Origin of the sequence: Actinoplanes sp. CA-030573, assembly GCF_050951115.1 — a bacterium.
In the GTDB taxonomy this organism is placed as follows: Bacteria; Actinomycetota; Actinomycetes; order Mycobacteriales; family Micromonosporaceae; genus Actinoplanes.
In genome coordinates this window covers 9466699-9484754 of record NZ_CP192038.1, presented here as the reverse complement: position 1 = coordinate 9484754, position 18056 = coordinate 9466699, and the positions used below count along the sequence as shown (strand labels likewise).

Below are 18056 nucleotides of genomic sequence, written 5' to 3'. Positions count from 1 at the left end.
GGGACGGGTGCGCGAACCCTCCGTCTCCCGCTTCACGGCCGGCCGTCTGTCCCCGATCCGCCGCGTCGCCGATCTGCGGCGCCTCCGCGACGAGCAGTTCGACGTGTTGGTCATCGGCGGCGGGGTCACCGGCGCCGGTGCGGCCGTCGACGCGGCCTCGCGCGGCCTCAAGGTCGCCCTGGTCGAGGCCCGTGACCTGGCCGCCGGCACGTCCAGCCGGTCGAGCAAGCTGATCCACGGCGGCCTGCGCTACCTCGAGCAGCTCGAGCTGCACCTGGTCCACGAGGCGCTCACCGAGCGGGGGCTGCTCTCCACCCGGCTGGCGCCGCACCTGGTCCGGCCGGTGCCCATCCTGGTGCCGCTGCCGGCCGCGAACCCGCCGGCCCGAGCCTGGCACCGGGCCTACTACGGGCTCGGCGTGGCGGCGTACGACGTCTTCGCCGGCGTCTTCGGCACCGGCCGCGGCATGCCGCTGCACCGCCACCTCACTCGCAACGGCGCCCGCCACCTCTTCCCGAGCCTGCGGGCCGACGCGGTGACCGGCGCGATCCGCTACTACGACGGCCAGGTCGACGACGCCCGCCTGGTGGTGACCCTGGCCCGCACCGCGGCGAGCCTGGGCGCGGCCGTGGTGACCAGCGCCCGCGTGGTCGGGTTCGTCCGTCAGGCGCGCGAGGTGGTCGGCGTGCGGGTGCGCGACCTGGAGTCGCCCGACGCGCCCGAGTTCGAGGTGCGGGCGCGTACGGTCGTGGCCGCCACCGGCGTGTGGAGCGACGACATGTCGCAGATGCTCAGCGACGTCGGGGTCCGCCCCGGCATGCGGGTGCGGGCCTCCAAGGGTGTGCACCTCGTCGTGCCGCGCTCGGCGATCACCGGGGAGGCCGGCCTGATCCTGCGCACGCCGACGTCGGTGCTGTTCGTGATCCCGTGGGGCGGCCACTGGATCATCGGCACCACCGACACCGACTGGAAGCTCGACCGCTCGCATCCGGCGGCGTCCGCGCGCGACATCCGATACCTGCTCGACCAGGTCAACACGGTGCTCGACCGGCCGCTGACCACCGACGACATCGAGGGCGTCTACGCCGGCCTGCGCCCGCTGCTCTCCGGCGAGGCGGAGTCGACCTCCAAGCTCTCCCGCGAGCACGCGGTGATCGAGCCGATGCTCGGGCTGATGCTGGTGGCCGGGGGCAAGTACACGACGTACCGGGTGATGGCGGCCGACGTGATCGACCGGGCGGTGCGCCGGCTGGGCGGTCCGGCGCGGCCGTCGCGCACGGCCGAGCTCCCGCTGCTCGGTGCCGACGGCTATGCCGCGGCGTGGCGCGACCGGCAGGACACGGCCCGGCGGCACGGCGTCACCGGCGGGGTGATCGAGCATCTTCTCGAGCGGTACGGGACCCTGACCGTCCACCTGCTCGCGATGATCGCCGCCGATCCGTCGCTGGCCACCCCGCTGACCGGCGCGCCGGAATATCTGGCCGCCGAGGTGGCCTATGCGGCGCTCGCCGAGGGCGCCCTGCACCTCGACGACGTGCTCACCCGTCGCACCCGCATCTCGATCGAGACCACCCACCGCGGCACCGAGACCGCCGAGCACGCGGCCACGGTGATGGGCGAGGCGCTCGGCTGGGACAGTGAGGTGCGCCAGCGCGAGGTCGAGCATTACCTGGCCCGGGTGGCGGCCGAGCGGCAGTCGCAGACCATGCCCGACGACCTGACCGCCGACGCGGCCCGCATCGGGGTGCCGGATGTCCGCGGCTTCGCCGCCGACCGGGGCATCGACCTCTTAGAGATCGATCTTTGATCCTCGTCGACGAGCCGTTGTGGCCGGCCCGGGGCCGTCTCTGGTCGCACCTGGTCAGCGACCTCTCCTACGCCGAGCTGCACGTCTTCGCCGAGATGCTGGGCGCGCCGCGCCGGGCCTTCGACCGCGACCACTACGACATCCCGGAGCAGCGGTTCCGGTCGGCGCTGTGGCTCGGCGCGACGCTGTTGCCCTCCCGCGAGCTGGCCTCCCGCCTGCGGGCCTCGGGACTACGCCGGCCCAAGCATCTCGCGTGACAGGTTGGCCCGGGCCTTGGCCTCCCAGGCCTCGCGCAGCGGCGGCAGGCGGTAGATCGACGGCAGCTCGAGCAGCGCCTTGAGGACCTGAGCCCGGCCGTCCCGGAACGCGTCGTCGGGCACATGCGCGTACTCCCGCCGGATCGCCGCGGTGTAGGCGTCGTAGGTCTCCTCATCGCTGGCCAGGATGGCCAGATCGGCGTCGCAGAGCAGTTCGCCGTCGGGGTCGTCCTCCCCGGTCGCGTGCCCGGCGGTGAGCCCGACCAGCCGCGCCACCTCGGCCGCCACCTCGTCCGGTACGCCGAGGGTGGTCAGCAGCCCGGCCGCGAACTCGGCGCTGTCCCGCTCGTTCGCGTCCCCGAGCGCCCGCGGGTCGTAGACGGCGTCGTGCATCCACGCGGCCAGGCGGACGCGTTCCGGATGCGAGGCGAGATCGGCATGGCGGTCGATCACGTCGAGTACGGCCGAAAGGTGCGCCGCGGTGTGGTAATGCCGCTGCGGTTCGGACCAGCGGGACAGCAGGTACTCGCCGGCCGCGGTCAGGTCGCCGTCGTCGGCGGTGGCGCCCGCCTGCCGGGCCGCCGCGCGGAAGTCGTCCACGAGAGATGTCACGGCGGCAATCCTGGCACGAGGCCTCGGTAGGGTCTTCAGAGCATGAGGTCCGTACTCGCCGCCGGCCTGCACCGGATTCGTGGCGGCCTGGCGCTGGCCCTGCAGGCCGGTGTGGGCGCGGGGCTGGCGTGGTGGGTGGCGCACGACCTGATCGGCCGCCCGCAGCCGTTCTTCGCCCCGATCGCCGCCGTGATCACCCTGGCCTCCTCGGTCGGGCAGCGCGCCCGGCGCACGGCCGAGCTGGTGGTGGGGGTGGCGATCGGCATCGGCGTCGGCGACGCCCTGATCCTGCTGATCGGCACCGGCCCGTGGCAGATCGGGCTCGTGGTCGTGCTCGCGATCCTGGTCGCCACCGCGGTCGGCGGCCGCACCCCGCTGGTCGTGCAGTCGGCCTCCTCGGCGGTGCTGGTGGCGACCCTCACCTCGGCCACCGGCGTGCCGTGGACCAGGTTCTTCGACGCGCTGGTCGGCGGCGGCATCGGCCTGGCGGTGATGACCGTGCTGCTGCCGCTCAACCCGCTCACGGTCGTGAAGCGGGCGGCCGACCCGGCGCTGCGCACGCTCGCCGACGGCCTGCGGGACGTGGCCGGGGGCATGCGCGCCGGCGACCGGGAAGCGGTCGACGAGGCGCTGGACCGGCTGCGCGCCGCCGAGACGTCGTTCGCCGCCTTCTCCGACGCGGTCAAGGCGGCCCGGGAGAACGTGGCCTTCGCGCCCGCCCGCTGGCGCTCCCGCGGCGCCCTCGCCCAGTACGTGGACGGCGCCGACCAGGTCACCTACGCGCTGCGGAACGTCCGGGTGCTCAGCCGCCGGGTGAGCACCGCGCTCGGCGACGAGGAGAAGATCCCGGCCGTGCTGGCGACCGGGGTCGACCTGCTCGGCGACGCGGTCGACCTGCTGCGTCAGGAGTGGGCGAAGGCGGCCGAGCCGATCGCCGCCCGGCAGCGGGCACTCAGCGCGGTCGCCGAGGCGGCCAAGGCGTACGACGAGGGGGTCGGCTTCTCCGGCGGCGTGGTGGTCGCCCAGGTCCGCTCGATCGCCATCGACCTGCTGCGGGCGAGCGGCATCGAGCTCGCCGACGCGCCCCGCCTGGTCCGCCGGGCCGCGGGCTGGCACGACCGGCCCCGCGCGACGCGTCGTGCGGGCCGCCGCCCTCCGGCCCCGGGCCACGGCTGAGCCGCCGGTGGCTACGCTGGCTGTCATGGCCGACGTATCACCGGGCGGGCCGCCCGGCGCCTTCGCCCCGCCGCCGGTGAACGTCGCGGCCGATGTGCCGGTCCGGTCTCGCGCGATCGGCTGGCGCCGCTGGCTGCCGATGACCGCCGTGATCAGCTTCCTGGTCGCCGGCGCGGTCGGCATGCTGCTGTTCCTCGGCGTCGACATCGGCCTCACCGGCCTGCTGGTCGGCCTGGCCGCCGCGATCCTGCCGGTGCCGTTGCTGGTCGCCAGCTTCCTCTGGCTCGACCGTTACGAGCCGGAACCGATCCGCTACCTGGCCTTCTGCTTCTTCTGGGGCGCCGCGATCGCCACCGCCGCCGCGCTCTTCGTCAACACCGAGGCGTCGATCTGGTTCGACAAGTGGGGGCTGCCCGACGCCCTGGTGGCGGTGCTGGTCGCGCCCTTCATCGAGGAGTCGATGAAGGCACTCGGCCCGATCTTCCTGGCCTGGCGGCGCCGCAGCGAGTGGTCCGGCATCACCGACGGCATCGTCTACTGCGGCATGTCGGCGCTCGGCTTCGCCATGGTGGAGAACGTGCTCTACCTCGGCAAGCACGGCTACGCGACCGGCGTCGAGGAGTACGGACCCGCCACCGGCCTGCAGAACCTCTTCCTGATCTTCATCGTGCGCATCCTGTTCACCGGCTTCGCGCACCCGCTCTTCACCTCGATGACCGGCATCGGCCTCGGCGTCTCGGCCCGCTCGGCCGACCGCCGGGTCCGCTGGCTGGCGCCGATCGCCGGCCTGCTGACCGCGATGATCCTGCACGGCACGTTCAACCTGATCCCGACGCTGGCGGCGAGCCTCTCGCAGCCGCTGATCATGCTGTACGGGTACCTGGGCTTCATGGTTCCGCTGTTCTTCGGCGTGGTCGGGTTCGCCATCGCGCTGCGCGCCTGGGAGGGCCGGCTGACCGAGCGGGTGCTGCCGCTCTACGTCCGCTCCGGCTGGTTCTCGCCGCCCGAGGTGGCGTCGCTGGGCAGCCTCGGCCGCCGGCACTCGGCCCGGCAGTGGGCGCGGCGGGTGGCCGGCGCCACGGGGCACCGGGCGATGCGGGACTTCCAGTTCGCGGCGACCCAGCTGGCGCTCCTGCGCGACGGCATGCAGCGCGGCCTGAACCCGGCGCTGCGCGATCGTTACCGCGACTCGGCCGAGGAGTACCGCCTGCTGCTGGACGTGCAGCGTTACCGCACGGCGTTCACGGCGAAGGACCCGACGGCGCCGCGGGCGTTCTGGAACGGCGAGTCCTACCAGCTCCAGTTCCCCGACGGCTCGACCCACGTGGTCCCGCCGCCGGCCGACCCGGTCGTCCCGGTCGTCCCGGTGCCGGTGCGCCTGGCCCCGGCCTACCCGCCGCCGTACGGCTACCCGGGTTACGGGCCGCCGCCGTACGCGCCGTTCCCTCAGAGGTAGAGGCCGGTACCGTCGGACTCGACCCGGCTGGCCGCCACCGCGTGCACGTCCCGCTCGCGCAGCAGCACGTACTCACGACCGTGCAGCTCGACCTCGGAGCGGTCGTCGGGATCGAAGAGCACCCGGTCGCCGACGACGATCGATCGCACGTTGGGCCCGATGCCCACGGCCGTCGCCCAGGACAGCCGGCGCCCGACCGACGCCGTCGCCGGGATCACGATGCCGGCCGATGATCGCCTCTCGCCCTCGCTGCCGTCCTGGCGGACGAGAACGCGGTCGTGCAACATGCGGATCGGTAGCCCGGCCTCGGTGCGGGTTTCGGCACTCACGATTGCAGACGGTACGCCCCCGCATGCCCCCGTGATCGGCGGGACCGGCCCTACTACGGTGGTACCGCGTGCCGCACCGCGGCGCCGCTAGGCAAGGGGGATGGCCGGTTGAGCCGCTTGCAGCGAGTCCGTGACAACCTGCGCCGCGCCTACGACACCGGCCGCGAGTCGGTGCGGCAGGCGCGCACCGACGAGACACCGGCGACCGGTAGCGAGCCGGACGACGAGTTCGCGCCCCCGCCGCCCGACCCCGAGCCCGTGCACGGCTCGACCAACAGCCTCGACGACGCCGAGGTGCCGCACTCCCTGCGCATCGCCGCCGCCTGGAGCTGGCGGCTGATCGTGGTCGGGGTCGTCGGCTGGGCGCTGCTGCACTTCATCGGGATCGTCAGCATCGTCGTCGTCCCGCTCGCCATCGCCATGCTGCTGTCCGCCCTGCTCGCCCCGGCCGTCAGCTGGCTGCTCAAGCTGCACGTGCCCCGGTCGCTGGCCACCTTCCTGGTGCTCATCTGCGGCCTCGCCGCCGTCGCCGGCACCCTGACCCTGGTCATCTCCCAGTTCATCGACGGCGTCCCGGAGCTGACCCAGAAGACCAGCGACGGTGTGCGGCAGATCCAGGACTGGGCCCGCACCGGCCCGCTGCACCTCTCCGACGCCCAGGTCAACAACGCGATCAACACCGCGCAGGACTGGGTCAACACGCACACCTCGCAGCTGACCTCGACCGGCATCGCCACCGCGGCGACCCTGTTCGAGGTGGTCACCGGCATGCTGCTGGTGCTGTTCTCGACGTTCTTCTTCCTGCGCGACGGCCGCAAGATCTGGCGGTTCGTCGTCCGGCTGTTCCCGGTCAACGCCCGCTGGTCGCTGGCCGACGCCGGCGACGCGTCGTGGGCGACGCTCACCGCCTACGTGCGGGCGACCGTGCTGGTGGCGTTCATCGACGCGGTCGGCATCGGCACCGCTCTGGTGATCCTCAACATCCCGTTCCCGTTCCCGCTGGCCGCGCTGGTCTTCCTGGGCGCGTTCATCCCGATCGTCGGCGCGAGCGTGTCGGGCGCGGTCGCGGTGCTGGTGGCGCTGGTCGACCAGGGCTGGGTGATCGCGCTGATCGTGCTGGGGGCGGTGATCCTGGTGCAGCAGGTCGAGGGCCACGTCCTCCAGCCGCTGATCATGGGCCGGGCGGTGGCCGTGCACCCGCTGGTCGTGATCATCGGCATCGCCTGCGGCGCGACCCTGGCCGGCATCATCGGCGCGCTGGTCGCGGTGCCGCTGATCGCCGTGCTCAACACCGGCATCCGCCGGCTGTCCCGCCGCCGGCCCGAAGTCCCGGCCGACGCGGTCGTGGTCGGGAGCCCGTTACCCGAGGCATGAGAAAGGGCGGGACCTCCGGAGAGGATCCCGCCCTTTCCCGAAACAGAGCGCGGGCTGTGGTCAGGCCGCGGCGACGGTGAGGGAGACCTCGTTGACGCCGCGGGTCACGTCGACCGTCAGCTCACCGTTGCCCAGCCGGCTGAGGGCCCGGAGCGTCCACGACCCGGGGGCCGCGAAGAACCGGAACACGCCCTCGGGCGAGGTGACGACCTCGGCGGTGAACTCGCCGGAGGAGTCGAGCAGACGCACGTACGCGCCGCCGACCGCCTCGCCGTCGGCGGTGCTCACGATGCCGGTGATGACGGTTTCCTTCTCCAGGTCGACGCTCGAGGGGAGGGGCGCCGACTGGTCGGGGGCGGCGCAGCCGGCCGCGGTGTTGGCGGGAGAGGTCATCGTGATCACGCCTTCCCGGGCTCGTCGCCGAGCGCGATCGGCACGCCGATGAGCGAGCCGTACTCGGTCCAGGAGCCGTCGTAGTTCTTCACGTTCTGCTGGCCGAGGAGCTCCTTGAGCACGAACCACGTGTGCGAGGAGCGCTCGCCGATCCGGCAGTACGCGATGGTGTCCTTGCTGCCGTCGAGGCCGGCGTCGCCGTAGATCTTGGCGAGCTCCTCGTCCGACTTGAAGGTGCCGTCCTCGTTCGCGGCCTTGCTCCACGGCACGCTGATCGCGGTCGGGATGTGGCCGGCCCGCTGCGACTGCTCCTGCGGCAGGTGCGCGGGGGCGAGCAGGCGGCCCGCGAACTCGTCGGGGCTGCGCACGTCGACCAGGTTCTTCACGCCGATGGCCTGGACGACCTCGTCGCGGAACGCGCGGATGCTCAGGTCGGGCGCGGACGCCTGGTAGGAGGTCTTCTCGCGGCTCGGCACGTCCTTCGAGTACGGCCGGGCGTCGAGCTCCCACTTCTTGCGGCCGCCGTCGAGCAGCACGACGTCGCCGTGGCCGTAGAGCTTGAAGTACCAGTACGCGTACGCGGCGAACCAGTTGTTGTTGCCGCCGTAGAGCACGACCTTGTCGTCGTTGCTGATGCCCCGCTCGGACAGGAGCGCCGAGAACTGCTCCTGGTTCACGAAGTCGCGGCGGACCGGGTCCTGCAGGTCCTTCTTCCAGTCGATCTTCACGGCGCCCGGGATGTGCCCGCCGTCGTACGCGGTGGTGTCCTCGTCGACCTCGACGAAGACGACGCCCGGAGTTTCGAGGTTCTTCTCGGCCCAGTCGGCCGAGACGAGTGCGGTGTCGCGACTCATCGGTCTACTCCCTGATGGTGAGAGATGGGGGAGAGTCAGCGCACGGGAGTTTTGTCGCACCCCGCGCGGGACCCTGATTACAGATCTCGTGCTTGTGCGACGGCGCCACTGCCGGGCTCTTACGAAGGCGAGCGAAAGGTGCTCAGCGCGAGTGGCCCCGTCAGATGACAGGGCGACACAGGCAGGCGGCCATGCGGCACAGGTCGACCGCACGCCTCTTGGTGAGCAACGGGCTCATGGAAAATGACCCTACCAGCGGTTCCAGACCCCGGAACAGGGTCGACCACCATCCGGGAACGAGTCCGGCGTCACAGGCCGTTCGAGTTGAGTGGCACGTTCGCCGCCTTGGCCGTCACCAACAGGCCGTCCGGGCGGGGCTCGACGCTCTTGACCTTGAGATTCAACGGCAGGGCGGGCACGGTGAGATTGAAAGCGAGCTTCTGCACGTACGTGTTGATCAGTCCCCGCACGATCGCGTTGTCGGGCAGACCCGCCGCCGTTACGTCCGCGAAATGGACCTGGACCACGTTGTCGGCCTGCACGGCGAGGTCGGCGGTGCCGCTCACGGTGACGGTCTGGCCCAGCACCTGGACCGGCGCCGAACCGGTGAGCTTGCCGTCCTTCTCGGCCAGCTTCACGCCGGGCTGGCCGACGAGCTCGACCAGCTGGGCGTAGTCGATGAGGCCGGCGCCGGTCACCGTGCCGGCCACGATGTCGCCGTTGCCGGTGCGCAGGGTCTCCAGCGGCGCGCGTACGTCGTTGGCCGTGATGTCCAGCGACTTCATCTTGATGGTCCGGCCATCGCCGGCCGGTCCCGCGAAGTTGGCCAGCCCGATCTTGATCTCGTGGTACTCGCCGCGCGCGACCTGAGTCAGGAACGGAATGCCCTCGATCTTCACGTCCGGCTTCTCGCTCGTCGCCTTCTGGTTCTCCACCTGCTGGGTCACCCGGTCGCTGATCGTCCGCTCGGCGTAGGAGGCGGCGACCCGGTCGGCCACCGCCGCGATCGCCAGCAGCAGGAGCACCAGCACGATGAACGTGATCAGAAGACGCCGGCCCCACCGCCGCCGTGGCCGGACCCGCTCGCCGTATACGTCGCCCACCGGTCCTCCCGACCATCGACTGTGGTGGACCGTACATGCCCGGTTCCAGCCCGGGCCGAAACCGTCGCTCCGAGAGGAAGCTAGGAGAGGAACCAGTGTGTCAGCGCGTAGGCGAACGGCGCCGTCATCGCGAACGCGCCGAGCGGGCCCTGCATGTGCCGGGCCACCCAGAAGGTCGGCGCGTCGCCGGCCAGCCGCCGGCCCGCCTCGCCGAAGTTGACCGCGAGGTCGACCAGGATCGCCACCACGGCCGTGACCAGGCCGACCACCGCCCCCTTGGCCGGGGTGAACGGCAGCACCAGCACGCTGCCGAGCGCGGCCGAGGCGAGCGTCCCGAGCATGGCGCCCAGCACCACGCCGGTCGCGCCGCGTGGCACCTGCGGCGCGATGCGCGGCTTCGGGAAGACCGCGTCGGTCACCCGGGCGACCAGCAGCGCCACGCCCGCGCCGGCGGTGCTGACCACGAGGGTCTGGGTGCCGATCTCCTGGCGGGTGAGGAGGACCGGGATCGCGTACGCCACGACGCCGGCCACGATGACCAGGGTGGTCCGCCAGGAGTCGGTCACCCGTTTGCGGTCCTCGGCCCGGAAGAGCTGGCCGCCCACCGCCGCGACGAAGCCGATCACGGCCACCAGCAGGAGCGGGAACAGGCCCGGTGGCGTACGCGTGGTGGCGAAGTAGTCGGCGACGACCGCGACCACCGCGCACACCGCCGCGGTCGCGCCCGCGGCCGGCGGGTGCAGCGCCATGATCCAGGCGAGCAGGTAGAGCAGCTGGATGCCGAAGAGAATGATCGTGTAAGGCAGGCGGTTGTCGGGCGCGGACGTCTCGGCGCCCAGCGCCAGGGCGAGCGCGAGCAGACCGGAGAAGCCCCCGATCGCCAGCGACAGCTGCCGCCGGACCGGGACGACCTCGATCTCCTCGAGCTCCTCCTCGTCCTCCTCCGGGTCGTCGACGCCGGTGGCCGCCCCGTCGTCGGGCACGGCGCCGTAGAAGCCGGCCGGCGGCCGGCCCGGGCCCGAGCGCGCGATCTCGCGCGACGCGTCGGCATCCCAGGCGTCGTCCTGCGGCATGGAGGGGAACACGCCTGCGATGGTGCCAGAACGCGTCTCCCCGGCCCAATTCGCGGCGCCTTTTGTAAAAGGCCTGTTACGGGTATGCCGTTTGACCACCTTACGGGCGTTTGATGCGTCACTTGGTCACGCGAACCAGCCGCGGGAGGCGATGCATCGGTTAAGGTAACGCCAGCCCTCCCGTCGGTGACGCCGGGGAAACCATCCTCCGGGCGCGGTGCTCAAAGCGCCGCAAACCGGGTCACCTGAGCGGCTTCGCGCCGCAAGGACGGAGGTGAGTGTGGAAATCCTTCTGTTGGTGACGGCACGTGCCGGCGAGCCATCGGCGGTGCTCCCCGCGCTGGACCTGCTTCCCCACTCCGTACGCACGGCACCGCGCGATGTTCGCACGCTCGTGTCCGGCCCGAGCCCCGACGCGGTTCTGGTCGACGCCCGGTCCGAGCTCTCCGAGGCCCGTGCCACCTGTCGCATGCTGCACGCCACCGGCATCGGTGTCCCGCTGATCGCGGTCGTCACCGAGGCCGGCCTGATCGCGCTCAACGCCGACTGGGGCGTCGACGACGTGATCCTGGCCGCCGCCGGTCCGGCCGAGGTCGAGGCCCGGCTGCGCCTGTGTGTCGGCCGGCTGAGCAACGCGACCGCCGGCGCCGGGGGCTCGATCCGGGCCGGTGAGCTCAACATCGACCCCGACACGTACGCGGCGAAGCTCAAGGGCCGCCCGCTCGACCTCACCTACAAGGAGTTCGAGCTGCTCAAGTTCCTGGCCCAGCACCCCGGCCGGGTGTTCACCCGCGACCAGCTGCTGCGCGAGGTCTGGGGCTACGACTACTTCGGCGGCACCCGCACGGTCGACGTGCACGTGCGGCGGCTGCGGGCCAAGCTCGGCTCCGAGTACGAGGCGATGATCGGCACGGTCCGCCAGGTCGGCTACAAGTTCGTGGTTCCGCCCAGCGGCCGCCAGCTGCCCGACAACGAGCCGGTCTCGCTGCCGGTCTAAGTTCTTCTACATGAGCAAAGTCCGGTCACTGGACCGGTTGGGCGACGCCGAGGTGGCCGACGTTCTCGCGCTGGCCACCGCGGCGGAGCGGGCGGACGGGGTCTATCCGCTCTCCGAGGACGTCGTTCTGCGCGTACGCAACGGCGGCGGCACCCATCTGCTGGCGGAGACCGACGACGGCGCCCTGGCCGGTTACGCCTTCGTCGCGGATTCCGGTGAGCTGGTCGTCGCCCCGGCCTATCGGCGGCACGGCTTCGGTACTGCCTTGTTGGCGGCCGCCGGGGAGGGGCCGCTGGCATTCTGGGCGCACGGAGATCTCGATGCCGCCCGCCTTTTTTCGGAAAAATCCGGATTTGTCCGGGCGCGGGTGCTGTGGCAGATGCGCCGGTCGCTGGTGGGCTTCGACGAGGAAGCGGTGCTGCCCGAGGGCGTGACCGTGCGGCACTTCCGCCCCGGCCACGACGAGCAGGCGTGGCTCGGCGTCAACGCGCGAGCCTTCGCCCACCACCCCGAGCAGGGCCGCTGGACGCTCGACGACCTGCGCCTGCGCGAGGCCGAGCCGTGGTTCGACCCGGCCGGCTTCCTGCTCGCCGTCGACATCGAGGACCGGCTGCTCGGCTTCCACTGGACCAAGGTCCACCCCGCCGCCGGTGATGACCCCGCGCTGGGCGAGATCTACGTGCTCGGCGTCGACCCCGGCGGCCACCGCCGCGGTCTCGGCCGGGCGCTGAGCGTGGCCGGCCTGCGCCACCTCGCGGACGCCGGCCTCACCCAGGCCCTGCTCTACGTCGACGAGTCGAACGCGGCGGCGGTGACCCTCTATCGCCGGCTCGGCTTCGAGATCTACAAGTCGGACGTCAACTACCAGCGGGACTGAGCTCCCCGGCCCGCGCGATCACCTCGGTGAGCACCCGCTGTGCGACGGCCAGCTCTTCCTCGTCCATCGGCCCGTAGAGCTCCGCGGTAACCGCCGCCACCCGCCGCTGCGCCCCGCCGAGCACCTCGACGCCGCGCGGCGTGATCGCGGCGTCGCAGAGGAGCCCCCGCATCTGCAGGCCGTCCACCAGGGCGGCCGCTCCCGCCGGGTCGAGGCCCAGCTGCCGCTGCCCGGCGAGAAATCCCGCCAGGTCGTCGCCCGCCCGGCCGGTGTCGGCCACGCGCAGGGCCACGAACTCGTTGCTGTCCAGCCCGCTGTCCACGAGCGTCCGGTCGAGCAGGGCGCGAACGGCACCCTGCGCCTCGGCGATGGTCTGTCCGGTCAACGCCGCCATGAGCCTTCTCCTTTGCCTACCCGTGTCTCTACGTCAGCCCCAGGAGTGTGCGAAGAACGTCGGCCAGCTCGCGCGAGCGCTCACTCGCGGGCCCGCCGATCGGCGCGGTCAACTCGGCCTGCAGGTCCCGGACGATCGGAATGGCCCGGTTGATGACCTCGACACCGCGCTCGGTGAGGGCGAGCCCGAAGGCCCGCGGATCGGTGGGATGGCGCGCCCGCTCGATCAGGCCGGCCTGCTCGAGACCGCGAGCCACCTTGGAGACGTACATGGGCTCGAAGCCGGCTCGCTCACCCAGCTCGCGCTGGCTCGGCGTGCTGCCCTCGCGCCCCATTCCGTAGAGCGTGGCCAGAAGCGCGTATTGCGCATGCGTGAGCCCGACCGGCGCCAGCCCCCGATCGACGGCGGCCCGCCACCGGTTGGTGACCCGCCACAACAACGCCCCGACCGTCTCCACGGCTAAAGCTAAACATGGCAACCATAAACATGGCAACTGTGGCGTGCATCAGGGCACAACCGTGACCGGCCAGCGACCGCCACGGACGAGACGGATCGCGAGCGACCCCGCGATCCGGTGCCCGACGCTGGCCGACGAGCCCACCACGACAGCATCGGCGCGCGTCTCCTTGGCCACCTCGGAGAGCACCGTGAGCGGATCGCCGACGCGGACGATCAGCTCGACGTCGGCGCCCCATCCGCCGAGCTCCTCGCGCAAGTGGGTCTCGAGCTCCTCCTGGGCCTGCAGCACCGCGTTGATCGCGATGCCGCTGTGGTCGGCCAGGGTGATCAGCGTGGTGGGCGCGGAACGGGCATGCACCGCGTACAGCTTGGTGCGCTGGCGCCGGGCCAGCCCGGCCGCGTACGCCGCCGCCCGCATCGACGTGGGCGTTCCGTCGACCCCGACCACGATCGCGCCGGGACCGTCGGTGCCCAGCTCGAAGGAGCCCATGGCGAACCCTAAGCCCGGCGCTCGGTGGTGGCACGCCGGCGTTCAGTTGGTGCGGGGAACGGCCGGACCCAGGGGCCGGCCACTCCTGCGCATTTTGGCGACATGTCGGACTTCTTGCACGCGGTTCACGGAACGGACAACTCGGGCTCAGGAGAAAGCAAACTCGAGTGGCATACGTGTTCACCGCGCGTTCATTTGCGGCCGGGTAACCGGCTACCTGGCCCTTTTAGCTTTCGGGTGTGCCGATGAGACATCGGCCTGCGCACCTCACCCCGAAGGGAAAATCGTGAAGCTCCAGCGGTCCGGTTACCTCGCCGGTATTGCTTTGACTGCGACGCTCGCGCTTGCCGCGTGCGGGTCGGACAACACCTCCGACACGCCCGCCGGTGGCAGCTCGGCCGCGGCTGGTAGCTGTGGCACCGGCAGCCTTACGGCGCAGGGCTCGACGGCCCAGAAGAACGCCATGGACGAGTGGATCAAGAAATACAACGCCCAGTGCTCCAGCGCCAAGATTGACTACCAGGGCACCGGCTCCGGCGCGGGCATCCAGGCCTTCATCTCCGGCACCGCCGACTTCGCGGGTTCGGACTCGGCCCTGAAGGACGCGGAGCAGAAGCAGGCCGACGCCAAGTGCGCCAGCGGCCCGGCGCTCAACATCCCGATGGTCATCGGCCCGATCGCGGTCGTCTACAACGTCGACGGCGTGGACGGTCTGCAGCTCGACGCCCCGACCATCGCCAAGATCTTCTCCGGCAAGATCTCCAAGTGGGACGACCCGGCGATCGCCGCCCTGAACTCGGGCGCGAAGCTCCCGTCGACCGCCATCCAGGCCGTGCACCGCTCGGACGAGTCGGGCACCACCGACAACTTCACCAAGTACCTGAGCAAGACCGCCGAGGCCGACTGGACCTACGGCAACGCGAAGGCGTGGAAGGCTCCGGGCGGCACCGGCGCGGCCAAGTCGGACGGCGTGGCCAGCCTGGTCAAGAGCACTCCGGGCACCATCGCGTACGTCGAGCTGTCGTTCGCCGAGAACAGCAGCCTCAAGATGGCGAAGGTCAAGAACGGCGCCGGTGAGTTCACCGAGCTGACCGGGGAGAGCGCCGGCAAGACCATCGAGGGCGCCAAGGTCACCGGCACCGGCAACGACCTCAAGATGTCGATCGACTACGCCACCACGACGCCGGGCGCGTACCCGATCGTCCTGGTCACGTACGAGATCGCCTGTGAGAAGGGCTCCCCGAAGGCCGCCGACATCAAGGCGTTCCTGAACTTCACCTCGAGCACCGCCGGTCAGTCGGCGCTCAGCGACCTGGGCTACGCGCCGCTGCCCGCCTCGGTTCAGTCGAAGGTCGCGACCTCGGTCGCCGCCATCAGCTGACGCTGACCCGCCCGTAACGGGAAACGAATCCCTCCGAGACGACAGCGAGCGAGCAGATGGGTGACTACCCCTCCCGCTCGACGGACGCCATCGCCGGTGGCCCGGGTGTGACAGGACGTCACGCCCGGTCCGCCGGCACCGGCGTTTCGCCGAGAAGCTACGAAGAACCCCCACTGGGCGGCGGTGGCGCCCTGCAGAAGAAGAGCAGGCTCTCGATGGAGACCGGCTTCCGCGGCCTGTCCGTCGGCGCCGGCGCGATGGTCCTCGTGATCATCGTGGCCATCGCGGTCTTCCTGATCTCCAAGGCCGTGCCGGCCCTGCAGGCCAACACGGTGAACTTCCTGAGCTACAAGCAGTGGTTCCCGAACGACGCCGAGCCCAAGTTCGGCATCGCGGCGCTGGCCTTCGGCACCGTGCTCAGCTCGGTGATCGCGCTGATCGTCGCGGTTCCCATCGCCCTGGGCATCGCGCTGTTCCTCTCGCACTACGCTCCCCGGCGACTGGCCAACCCCCTGGGCTTCGTCATCGATCTGCTCGCCGCCGTGCCCAGCGTCGTCTTCGGCCTCTGGGGCCGCGACGTCTTCGCCGAGCCGGTGCAGAACTTCTCGATCTGGCTCAACAAGTACTTCAGCTGGATCCCGCTCTTCGGCGGCGACGGCCCGTTCGGCCGCTCGATCCTGCTCGGCTCGCTGGTGCTGGCGATCATGGTGCTGCCGATCGTCACGGCCCTCTCCCGCGAGGTGTTCCAGCAGACCCCGGGCATGAACGAGGAGGCGGCGCTCGCCCTCGGCGCCACCAAGTGGGAGATGATCCGGACGGCCGTTCTGCCGTACGGCAAGCCCGGCGTGATCGCCGCCGTGATGCTCGGCCTCGGCCGCGCGCTCGGCGAGACGATCGCCCTGGCGCTGACTCTCGGCACCGTCTTCAGCATCTCGTTCAACGTGATCCAGACCGGCGGCAACTCGATCGCCGCGAACATCGCCAACACCTTCGGTGAGGCCAACGCCACCGGCCGCGGCGCCCTGATCGCCTCCGGCCTGGTGCTGTTCGCCATCACCCTGGTCGTCAACATGGCGGCCCGGGCGATCATCTACCGCCGCCGCGAGTTCCGGGACAGTGCCGCATGAGCATGACGCAGACCGATTACGCCGGCTCGCGGGCCGGCGCCGTCGCCATGACGCCGGACAACATCCGCACCCGGAAGCTGCCGCTGGTGGTCAACCTCGGCCTCGCGGTGCTCGCGTTCGCCGTGTCCGCCGCGATCGTGCTCGGCGCCGGCATCGGCAACTGGGTCCTGGTCGTCGTGCTCGGCTGGACCCTCTACCTGGTCGCCATCCTGGTCGCGGCCGGCCGGGTCGAGGGCCGTCGCGCGGCGCGCAACCGGGCCTGGCAGTCGCTGATCTACTCGGCCTGCGTCCTGGCGGTCCTGCCGCTGGCCTCGGTCGTCTGGACGCTGATCTCCAAGGGCGCGCAGCGCCTGGACGGCAACTTCTTCGGGACGTCGATGAACAACATCGGCGCCCGCGACCCGAACGGCGGCGCGTACCACGCGATCATCGGCACCCTCCAGCAGGTCGGCATCGCCACCCTGATCGCGGTCCCGCTGGGCGTGCTCGGCGCGATCTACCTGGTCGAGTACGGCCGCGGCCGGTTCGCCGACACCGTCCGCTTCTTCGTGGACGTCATGACCGGCATCCCGTCGATCGTGGCCGGCCTGTTCATCCTGTCGTTCTGGGTGCTGATCGTGAGCCCCTGGTTCAACAACGGGCAGCCGCGCTACTCGGGCTTCGCCGCCGCGCTGGCGCTCTCGGTGCTGATGCTGCCGACGATCGTGCGGTCCACCGAGGAGATGTTGCGCCTGGTGCCCGGCCCGCTGCGGGAAGGCGCCTACGCCCTCGGCGTTCCGCAGTGGAAGACGATCCTCAAGATCGTCCTGCCGACCGCGCTGCCCGGCATCGTCACCGGCGTCATGCTCGCCATCGCCCGCGCGGCCGGCGAGACGGCCCCGGTGCTGCTGGTCGCCGGCGGCGCCGCGGCGATCAACTTCGACCCGTTCAACGGCAACCAGTCCTCGCTGGCGCTCTTCGTCTACCAGCAGGCCGGCGACGCCTCCAAGTACGCCCCGGCGCGGGCCTGGACGGCCGCCCTGACCCTGGTCGCGCTCGTGCTGGTCCTGACGATCGCCGCCAAGATGCTCGCCCGTCGCAACAGTCTGTCCCGGTAAAGAGCGGTAAAGAGGAACCCCCATGGCCAAGCGCATCGAGGCGAGCAACGTCTCTTCCTATTACGGCTCGTTCAAGGCCATCGACAACGTGTCGATGACGGTCGAGCCCAAGACGATCACCGCTCTGATCGGCCCGTCCGGCTGCGGCAAGTCCACGTTCCTCCGGTCGATCAACCGGATGCACGAGGTGCTGCCGAACGCCCGCATCGAGGGCCGGCTGACGATCGACGACCAGAACATCTACGACGCGGACGTCGACGTCACCGCGGTCCGCCGGCTGATCGGCATGGTCTTCCAGCGGCCCAACCCGTTCCCCACGATGTCGATCTACGAGAACGTGGTGGCCGGCCTCAAGCTCAACGGCGTCAAGAAGAAGTCGGTGCTGGACGACGCCGCCGAGCAGTCGCTGAAGTCGGCGAACTTGTGGAACGAGGTCAAGGACCGGCTCAACCGGCCCGGCGCCGGCCTCTCCGGCGGTCAGCAGCAGCGACTCTGCATCGCCCGCACCATCGCGGTCGAGCCGCAGGTCGTGCTGATGGACGAGCCCTGCTCGGCGCTCGACCCGATCTCGACGCTGGCGATCGAGGACCTGATGTTCAAGCTGAAGGACCGGTTCACGATCATCATCGTCACGCACAACATGCAGCAGGCGGCCCGGGTCAGCGACAAGACCGGCTTCTTCTCGATCGACAAGACGGGCGACCCCGGCCGCCTGATCGAGTACGACGACACCCAGAAGATCTTCAGCAACCCGACCGAGAAGAAGACCGAGGACTACATCACCGGCCGCTTCGGTTAGG

Annotated in this window: 21 protein-coding genes; 11 read left to right on the top strand and 10 right to left on the bottom strand. The window is 71.0% G+C overall.

The annotated features are described in order from the left end of the window. Positions 1 to 7 precede the first annotated feature (7 nt). Both ACQP2F_RS44035 and ACQP2F_RS44030 read left to right on the top strand, forming a co-directional pair. Complete coding sequence (locus ACQP2F_RS44035) at positions 8 to 1807, top strand: glycerol-3-phosphate dehydrogenase/oxidase (RefSeq protein ID WP_433298646.1); 1800 nt, start codon at positions 8 to 10, stop codon at positions 1805 to 1807. Continuing rightward, positions 1804 to 2064, top strand: a complete 261-nt coding sequence (locus ACQP2F_RS44030) for a DUF4031 domain-containing protein (protein ID WP_433298644.1) — start codon at positions 1804 to 1806, stop codon at positions 2062 to 2064. Before ACQP2F_RS44035 ends, ACQP2F_RS44030 begins: the two co-directional genes overlap by 4 nt. On the opposite strand, the gene ACQP2F_RS44025 is transcribed toward ACQP2F_RS44030, so the two are convergent. After that, on the bottom strand, positions 2038 to 2676 hold the full coding sequence (locus ACQP2F_RS44025; RefSeq protein ID WP_433298642.1) for an HD domain-containing protein: 639 nt from the start codon (positions 2674 to 2676) through the stop codon (positions 2038 to 2040). The genes ACQP2F_RS44030 and ACQP2F_RS44025 overlap by 27 nt on opposite strands. Before the next feature lie 42 nt (positions 2677 to 2718). On the opposite strand from ACQP2F_RS44025, the gene ACQP2F_RS44020 reads away from it, so the two are divergent. Then, positions 2719 to 3852: an FUSC family protein gene (locus ACQP2F_RS44020; RefSeq protein WP_433298640.1), complete on the top strand. Its 1134-nt coding sequence runs from the start codon at positions 2719 to 2721 to the stop codon at positions 3850 to 3852. A gap of 25 nt (positions 3853 to 3877) precedes the next feature. After that, entirely contained in the window at positions 3878 to 5308 is a 1431-nt protein-coding gene (locus tag ACQP2F_RS44015; protein ID WP_433298638.1) for a PrsW family intramembrane metalloprotease, read from the top strand. Here ACQP2F_RS44015 and ACQP2F_RS44010 read toward each other — a convergent pair. Then, positions 5299 to 5595 (bottom strand): GroES family chaperonin, encoded by a 297-nt coding sequence (locus ACQP2F_RS44010; RefSeq protein ID WP_433307872.1) that lies wholly within the window; start codon positions 5593 to 5595, stop codon positions 5299 to 5301. The two genes, ACQP2F_RS44015 and ACQP2F_RS44010, sit on opposite strands and share 10 nt — an antisense overlap. A gap of 159 nt (positions 5596 to 5754) precedes the next feature. Between ACQP2F_RS44010 and ACQP2F_RS44005 the strand changes: the two genes are divergently transcribed. Then, positions 5755 to 7011 (top strand): AI-2E family transporter, encoded by a 1257-nt coding sequence (locus tag ACQP2F_RS44005; protein WP_433307871.1) that lies wholly within the window; start codon positions 5755 to 5757, stop codon positions 7009 to 7011. A 60-nt stretch (positions 7012 to 7071) separates the two neighbouring features. Here the strand turns inward: ACQP2F_RS44005 and ACQP2F_RS44000 are convergent, their stop codons facing one another. The 5 genes from ACQP2F_RS44000 to ACQP2F_RS43980 all read right to left on the bottom strand — a co-directional run bounded on the left by ACQP2F_RS44000 (position 7072) and on the right by ACQP2F_RS43980 (position 10434). Further along, a complete protein-coding gene (locus ACQP2F_RS44000; protein ID WP_433298636.1) occupies positions 7072 to 7404 on the bottom strand; it encodes a DUF1416 domain-containing protein in 333 nt (110 codons plus the stop codon). Positions 7405 to 7409: 5 nt separating this feature from the next. Further along, a complete protein-coding gene (locus ACQP2F_RS43995; protein WP_433298634.1) occupies positions 7410 to 8258 on the bottom strand; it encodes a sulfurtransferase in 849 nt (282 codons plus the stop codon). A 160-nt stretch (positions 8259 to 8418) separates the two neighbouring features. Continuing rightward, positions 8419 to 8496 carry an Ms5788A family Cys-rich leader peptide gene (locus ACQP2F_RS43990; RefSeq protein ID WP_322112171.1) on the bottom strand — a complete coding sequence of 26 codons (78 nt, stop codon included), beginning with the start codon at positions 8494 to 8496 and terminating at the stop codon, positions 8419 to 8421. A 70-nt stretch (positions 8497 to 8566) separates the two neighbouring features. Beyond that, the gene (locus ACQP2F_RS43985; RefSeq protein ID WP_433298632.1) at positions 8567 to 9361 is read right to left on the bottom strand and encodes an LmeA family phospholipid-binding protein; all 795 of its coding nucleotides are present in this window, start codon (positions 9359 to 9361) and stop codon (positions 8567 to 8569) included. A gap of 80 nt (positions 9362 to 9441) precedes the next feature. Further along, positions 9442 to 10434, bottom strand: coding sequence for a hypothetical protein (locus ACQP2F_RS43980; RefSeq protein ID WP_433307869.1), 993 nt, complete (start codon positions 10432 to 10434; stop codon positions 9442 to 9444). A 274-nt stretch (positions 10435 to 10708) separates the two neighbouring features. On the opposite strand from ACQP2F_RS43980, the gene ACQP2F_RS43975 reads away from it, so the two are divergent. Continuing rightward, positions 10709 to 11431, top strand: a complete 723-nt coding sequence (locus tag ACQP2F_RS43975) for a winged helix-turn-helix transcriptional regulator (RefSeq protein ID WP_433298630.1) — start codon at positions 10709 to 10711, stop codon at positions 11429 to 11431. A 10-nt stretch (positions 11432 to 11441) separates the two neighbouring features. Then, positions 11442 to 12308 carry a mycothiol synthase gene (gene mshD / locus ACQP2F_RS43970; RefSeq protein WP_433298628.1) on the top strand — a complete coding sequence of 289 codons (867 nt, stop codon included), beginning with the start codon at positions 11442 to 11444 and terminating at the stop codon, positions 12306 to 12308. On the opposite strand, the gene ACQP2F_RS43965 is transcribed toward mshD, so the two are convergent. Genes ACQP2F_RS43965 through ACQP2F_RS43955 form a run of 3 tightly spaced genes read right to left on the bottom strand, consistent with a single transcriptional unit; the run spans position 12289 to position 13651 of the window. Beyond that, on the bottom strand, positions 12289 to 12702 hold the full coding sequence (locus ACQP2F_RS43965; RefSeq protein ID WP_433298626.1) for a hypothetical protein: 414 nt from the start codon (positions 12700 to 12702) through the stop codon (positions 12289 to 12291). The genes mshD and ACQP2F_RS43965 overlap by 20 nt on opposite strands. A 28-nt stretch (positions 12703 to 12730) precedes the next feature. Continuing rightward, complete coding sequence (locus tag ACQP2F_RS43960; protein ID WP_433298624.1) at positions 12731 to 13159, bottom strand: MarR family winged helix-turn-helix transcriptional regulator; 429 nt, start codon at positions 13157 to 13159, stop codon at positions 12731 to 12733. 48 nt (positions 13160 to 13207) lie between these two features. After that, on the bottom strand, positions 13208 to 13651 hold the full coding sequence (locus ACQP2F_RS43955) for a universal stress protein (protein ID WP_433298622.1): 444 nt from the start codon (positions 13649 to 13651) through the stop codon (positions 13208 to 13210). Between the two features lie 286 nt (positions 13652 to 13937). Here ACQP2F_RS43955 and pstS point away from each other — a divergent pair, with 286 nt between their 5' ends. The 4 genes from pstS to pstB are packed head-to-tail and all read left to right on the top strand — an operon-like array spanning position 13938 to position 18055. Next, complete coding sequence (gene pstS / locus ACQP2F_RS43950) at positions 13938 to 15032, top strand: phosphate ABC transporter substrate-binding protein PstS (RefSeq protein ID WP_433298620.1); 1095 nt, start codon at positions 13938 to 13940, stop codon at positions 15030 to 15032. 56 nt (positions 15033 to 15088) lie between these two features. Beyond that, positions 15089 to 16159: a phosphate ABC transporter permease subunit PstC gene (gene pstC, locus ACQP2F_RS43945; RefSeq protein ID WP_433298618.1), complete on the top strand. Its 1071-nt coding sequence runs from the start codon at positions 15089 to 15091 to the stop codon at positions 16157 to 16159. A 2-nt stretch (positions 16160 to 16161) separates the two neighbouring features. Then, positions 16162 to 17256 carry a phosphate ABC transporter permease PstA gene (pstA, locus tag ACQP2F_RS43940; protein WP_433298616.1) on the top strand — a complete coding sequence of 365 codons (1095 nt, stop codon included), beginning with the start codon at positions 16162 to 16164 and terminating at the stop codon, positions 17254 to 17256. 22 nt (positions 17257 to 17278) lie between these two features. Then, a complete protein-coding gene (gene pstB / locus ACQP2F_RS43935) occupies positions 17279 to 18055 on the top strand; it encodes a phosphate ABC transporter ATP-binding protein PstB (protein ID WP_433298614.1) in 777 nt (258 codons plus the stop codon). The last annotated feature ends 1 nt before the right edge of the window (position 18056 follow it).

What these genes read in the sequence shown, in the direction of transcription:
- ACQP2F_RS44020 (WP_433298640.1), top strand. Translation starts at nt 2,719, where the DNA reads ATGAGGTCCGTACTCGCCGCCGGCCTGCACCGGATTCGTGGCGGCCTG.
- ACQP2F_RS44015 (WP_433298638.1), top strand. Translation starts at nt 3,878, where the DNA reads ATGGCCGACGTATCACCGGGCGGGCCGCCCGGCGCCTTCGCCCCGCCG.
- ACQP2F_RS44010 (WP_433307872.1), bottom strand. Translation starts at nt 5,595, where the DNA reads ATGTTGCACGACCGCGTTCTCGTCCGCCAGGACGGCAGCGAGGGCGAG.
- ACQP2F_RS44000 (WP_433298636.1), bottom strand. Translation starts at nt 7,404, where the DNA reads ATGACCTCTCCCGCCAACACCGCGGCCGGCTGCGCCGCCCCCGACCAG.
- ACQP2F_RS43995 (WP_433298634.1), bottom strand. Translation starts at nt 8,258, where the DNA reads ATGAGTCGCGACACCGCACTCGTCTCGGCCGACTGGGCCGAGAAGAAC.
- ACQP2F_RS43990 (WP_322112171.1), bottom strand. Translation starts at nt 8,496, where the DNA reads ATGAGCCCGTTGCTCACCAAGAGGCGTGCGGTCGACCTGTGCCGCATG.
- ACQP2F_RS43980 (WP_433307869.1), bottom strand. Translation starts at nt 10,434, where the DNA reads ATGCCGCAGGACGACGCCTGGGATGCCGACGCGTCGCGCGAGATCGCG.
- mshD (WP_433298628.1), top strand. Translation starts at nt 11,442, where the DNA reads ATGAGCAAAGTCCGGTCACTGGACCGGTTGGGCGACGCCGAGGTGGCC.
- ACQP2F_RS43965 (WP_433298626.1), bottom strand. Translation starts at nt 12,702, where the DNA reads ATGGCGGCGTTGACCGGACAGACCATCGCCGAGGCGCAGGGTGCCGTT.
- ACQP2F_RS43955 (WP_433298622.1), bottom strand. Translation starts at nt 13,651, where the DNA reads ATGGGCTCCTTCGAGCTGGGCACCGACGGTCCCGGCGCGATCGTGGTC.
- pstC (WP_433298618.1), top strand. Translation starts at nt 15,089, where the DNA reads ATGGGTGACTACCCCTCCCGCTCGACGGACGCCATCGCCGGTGGCCCG.
- pstA (WP_433298616.1), top strand. Translation starts at nt 16,162, where the DNA reads ATGACGCAGACCGATTACGCCGGCTCGCGGGCCGGCGCCGTCGCCATG.
- pstB (WP_433298614.1), top strand. Translation starts at nt 17,279, where the DNA reads ATGGCCAAGCGCATCGAGGCGAGCAACGTCTCTTCCTATTACGGCTCG.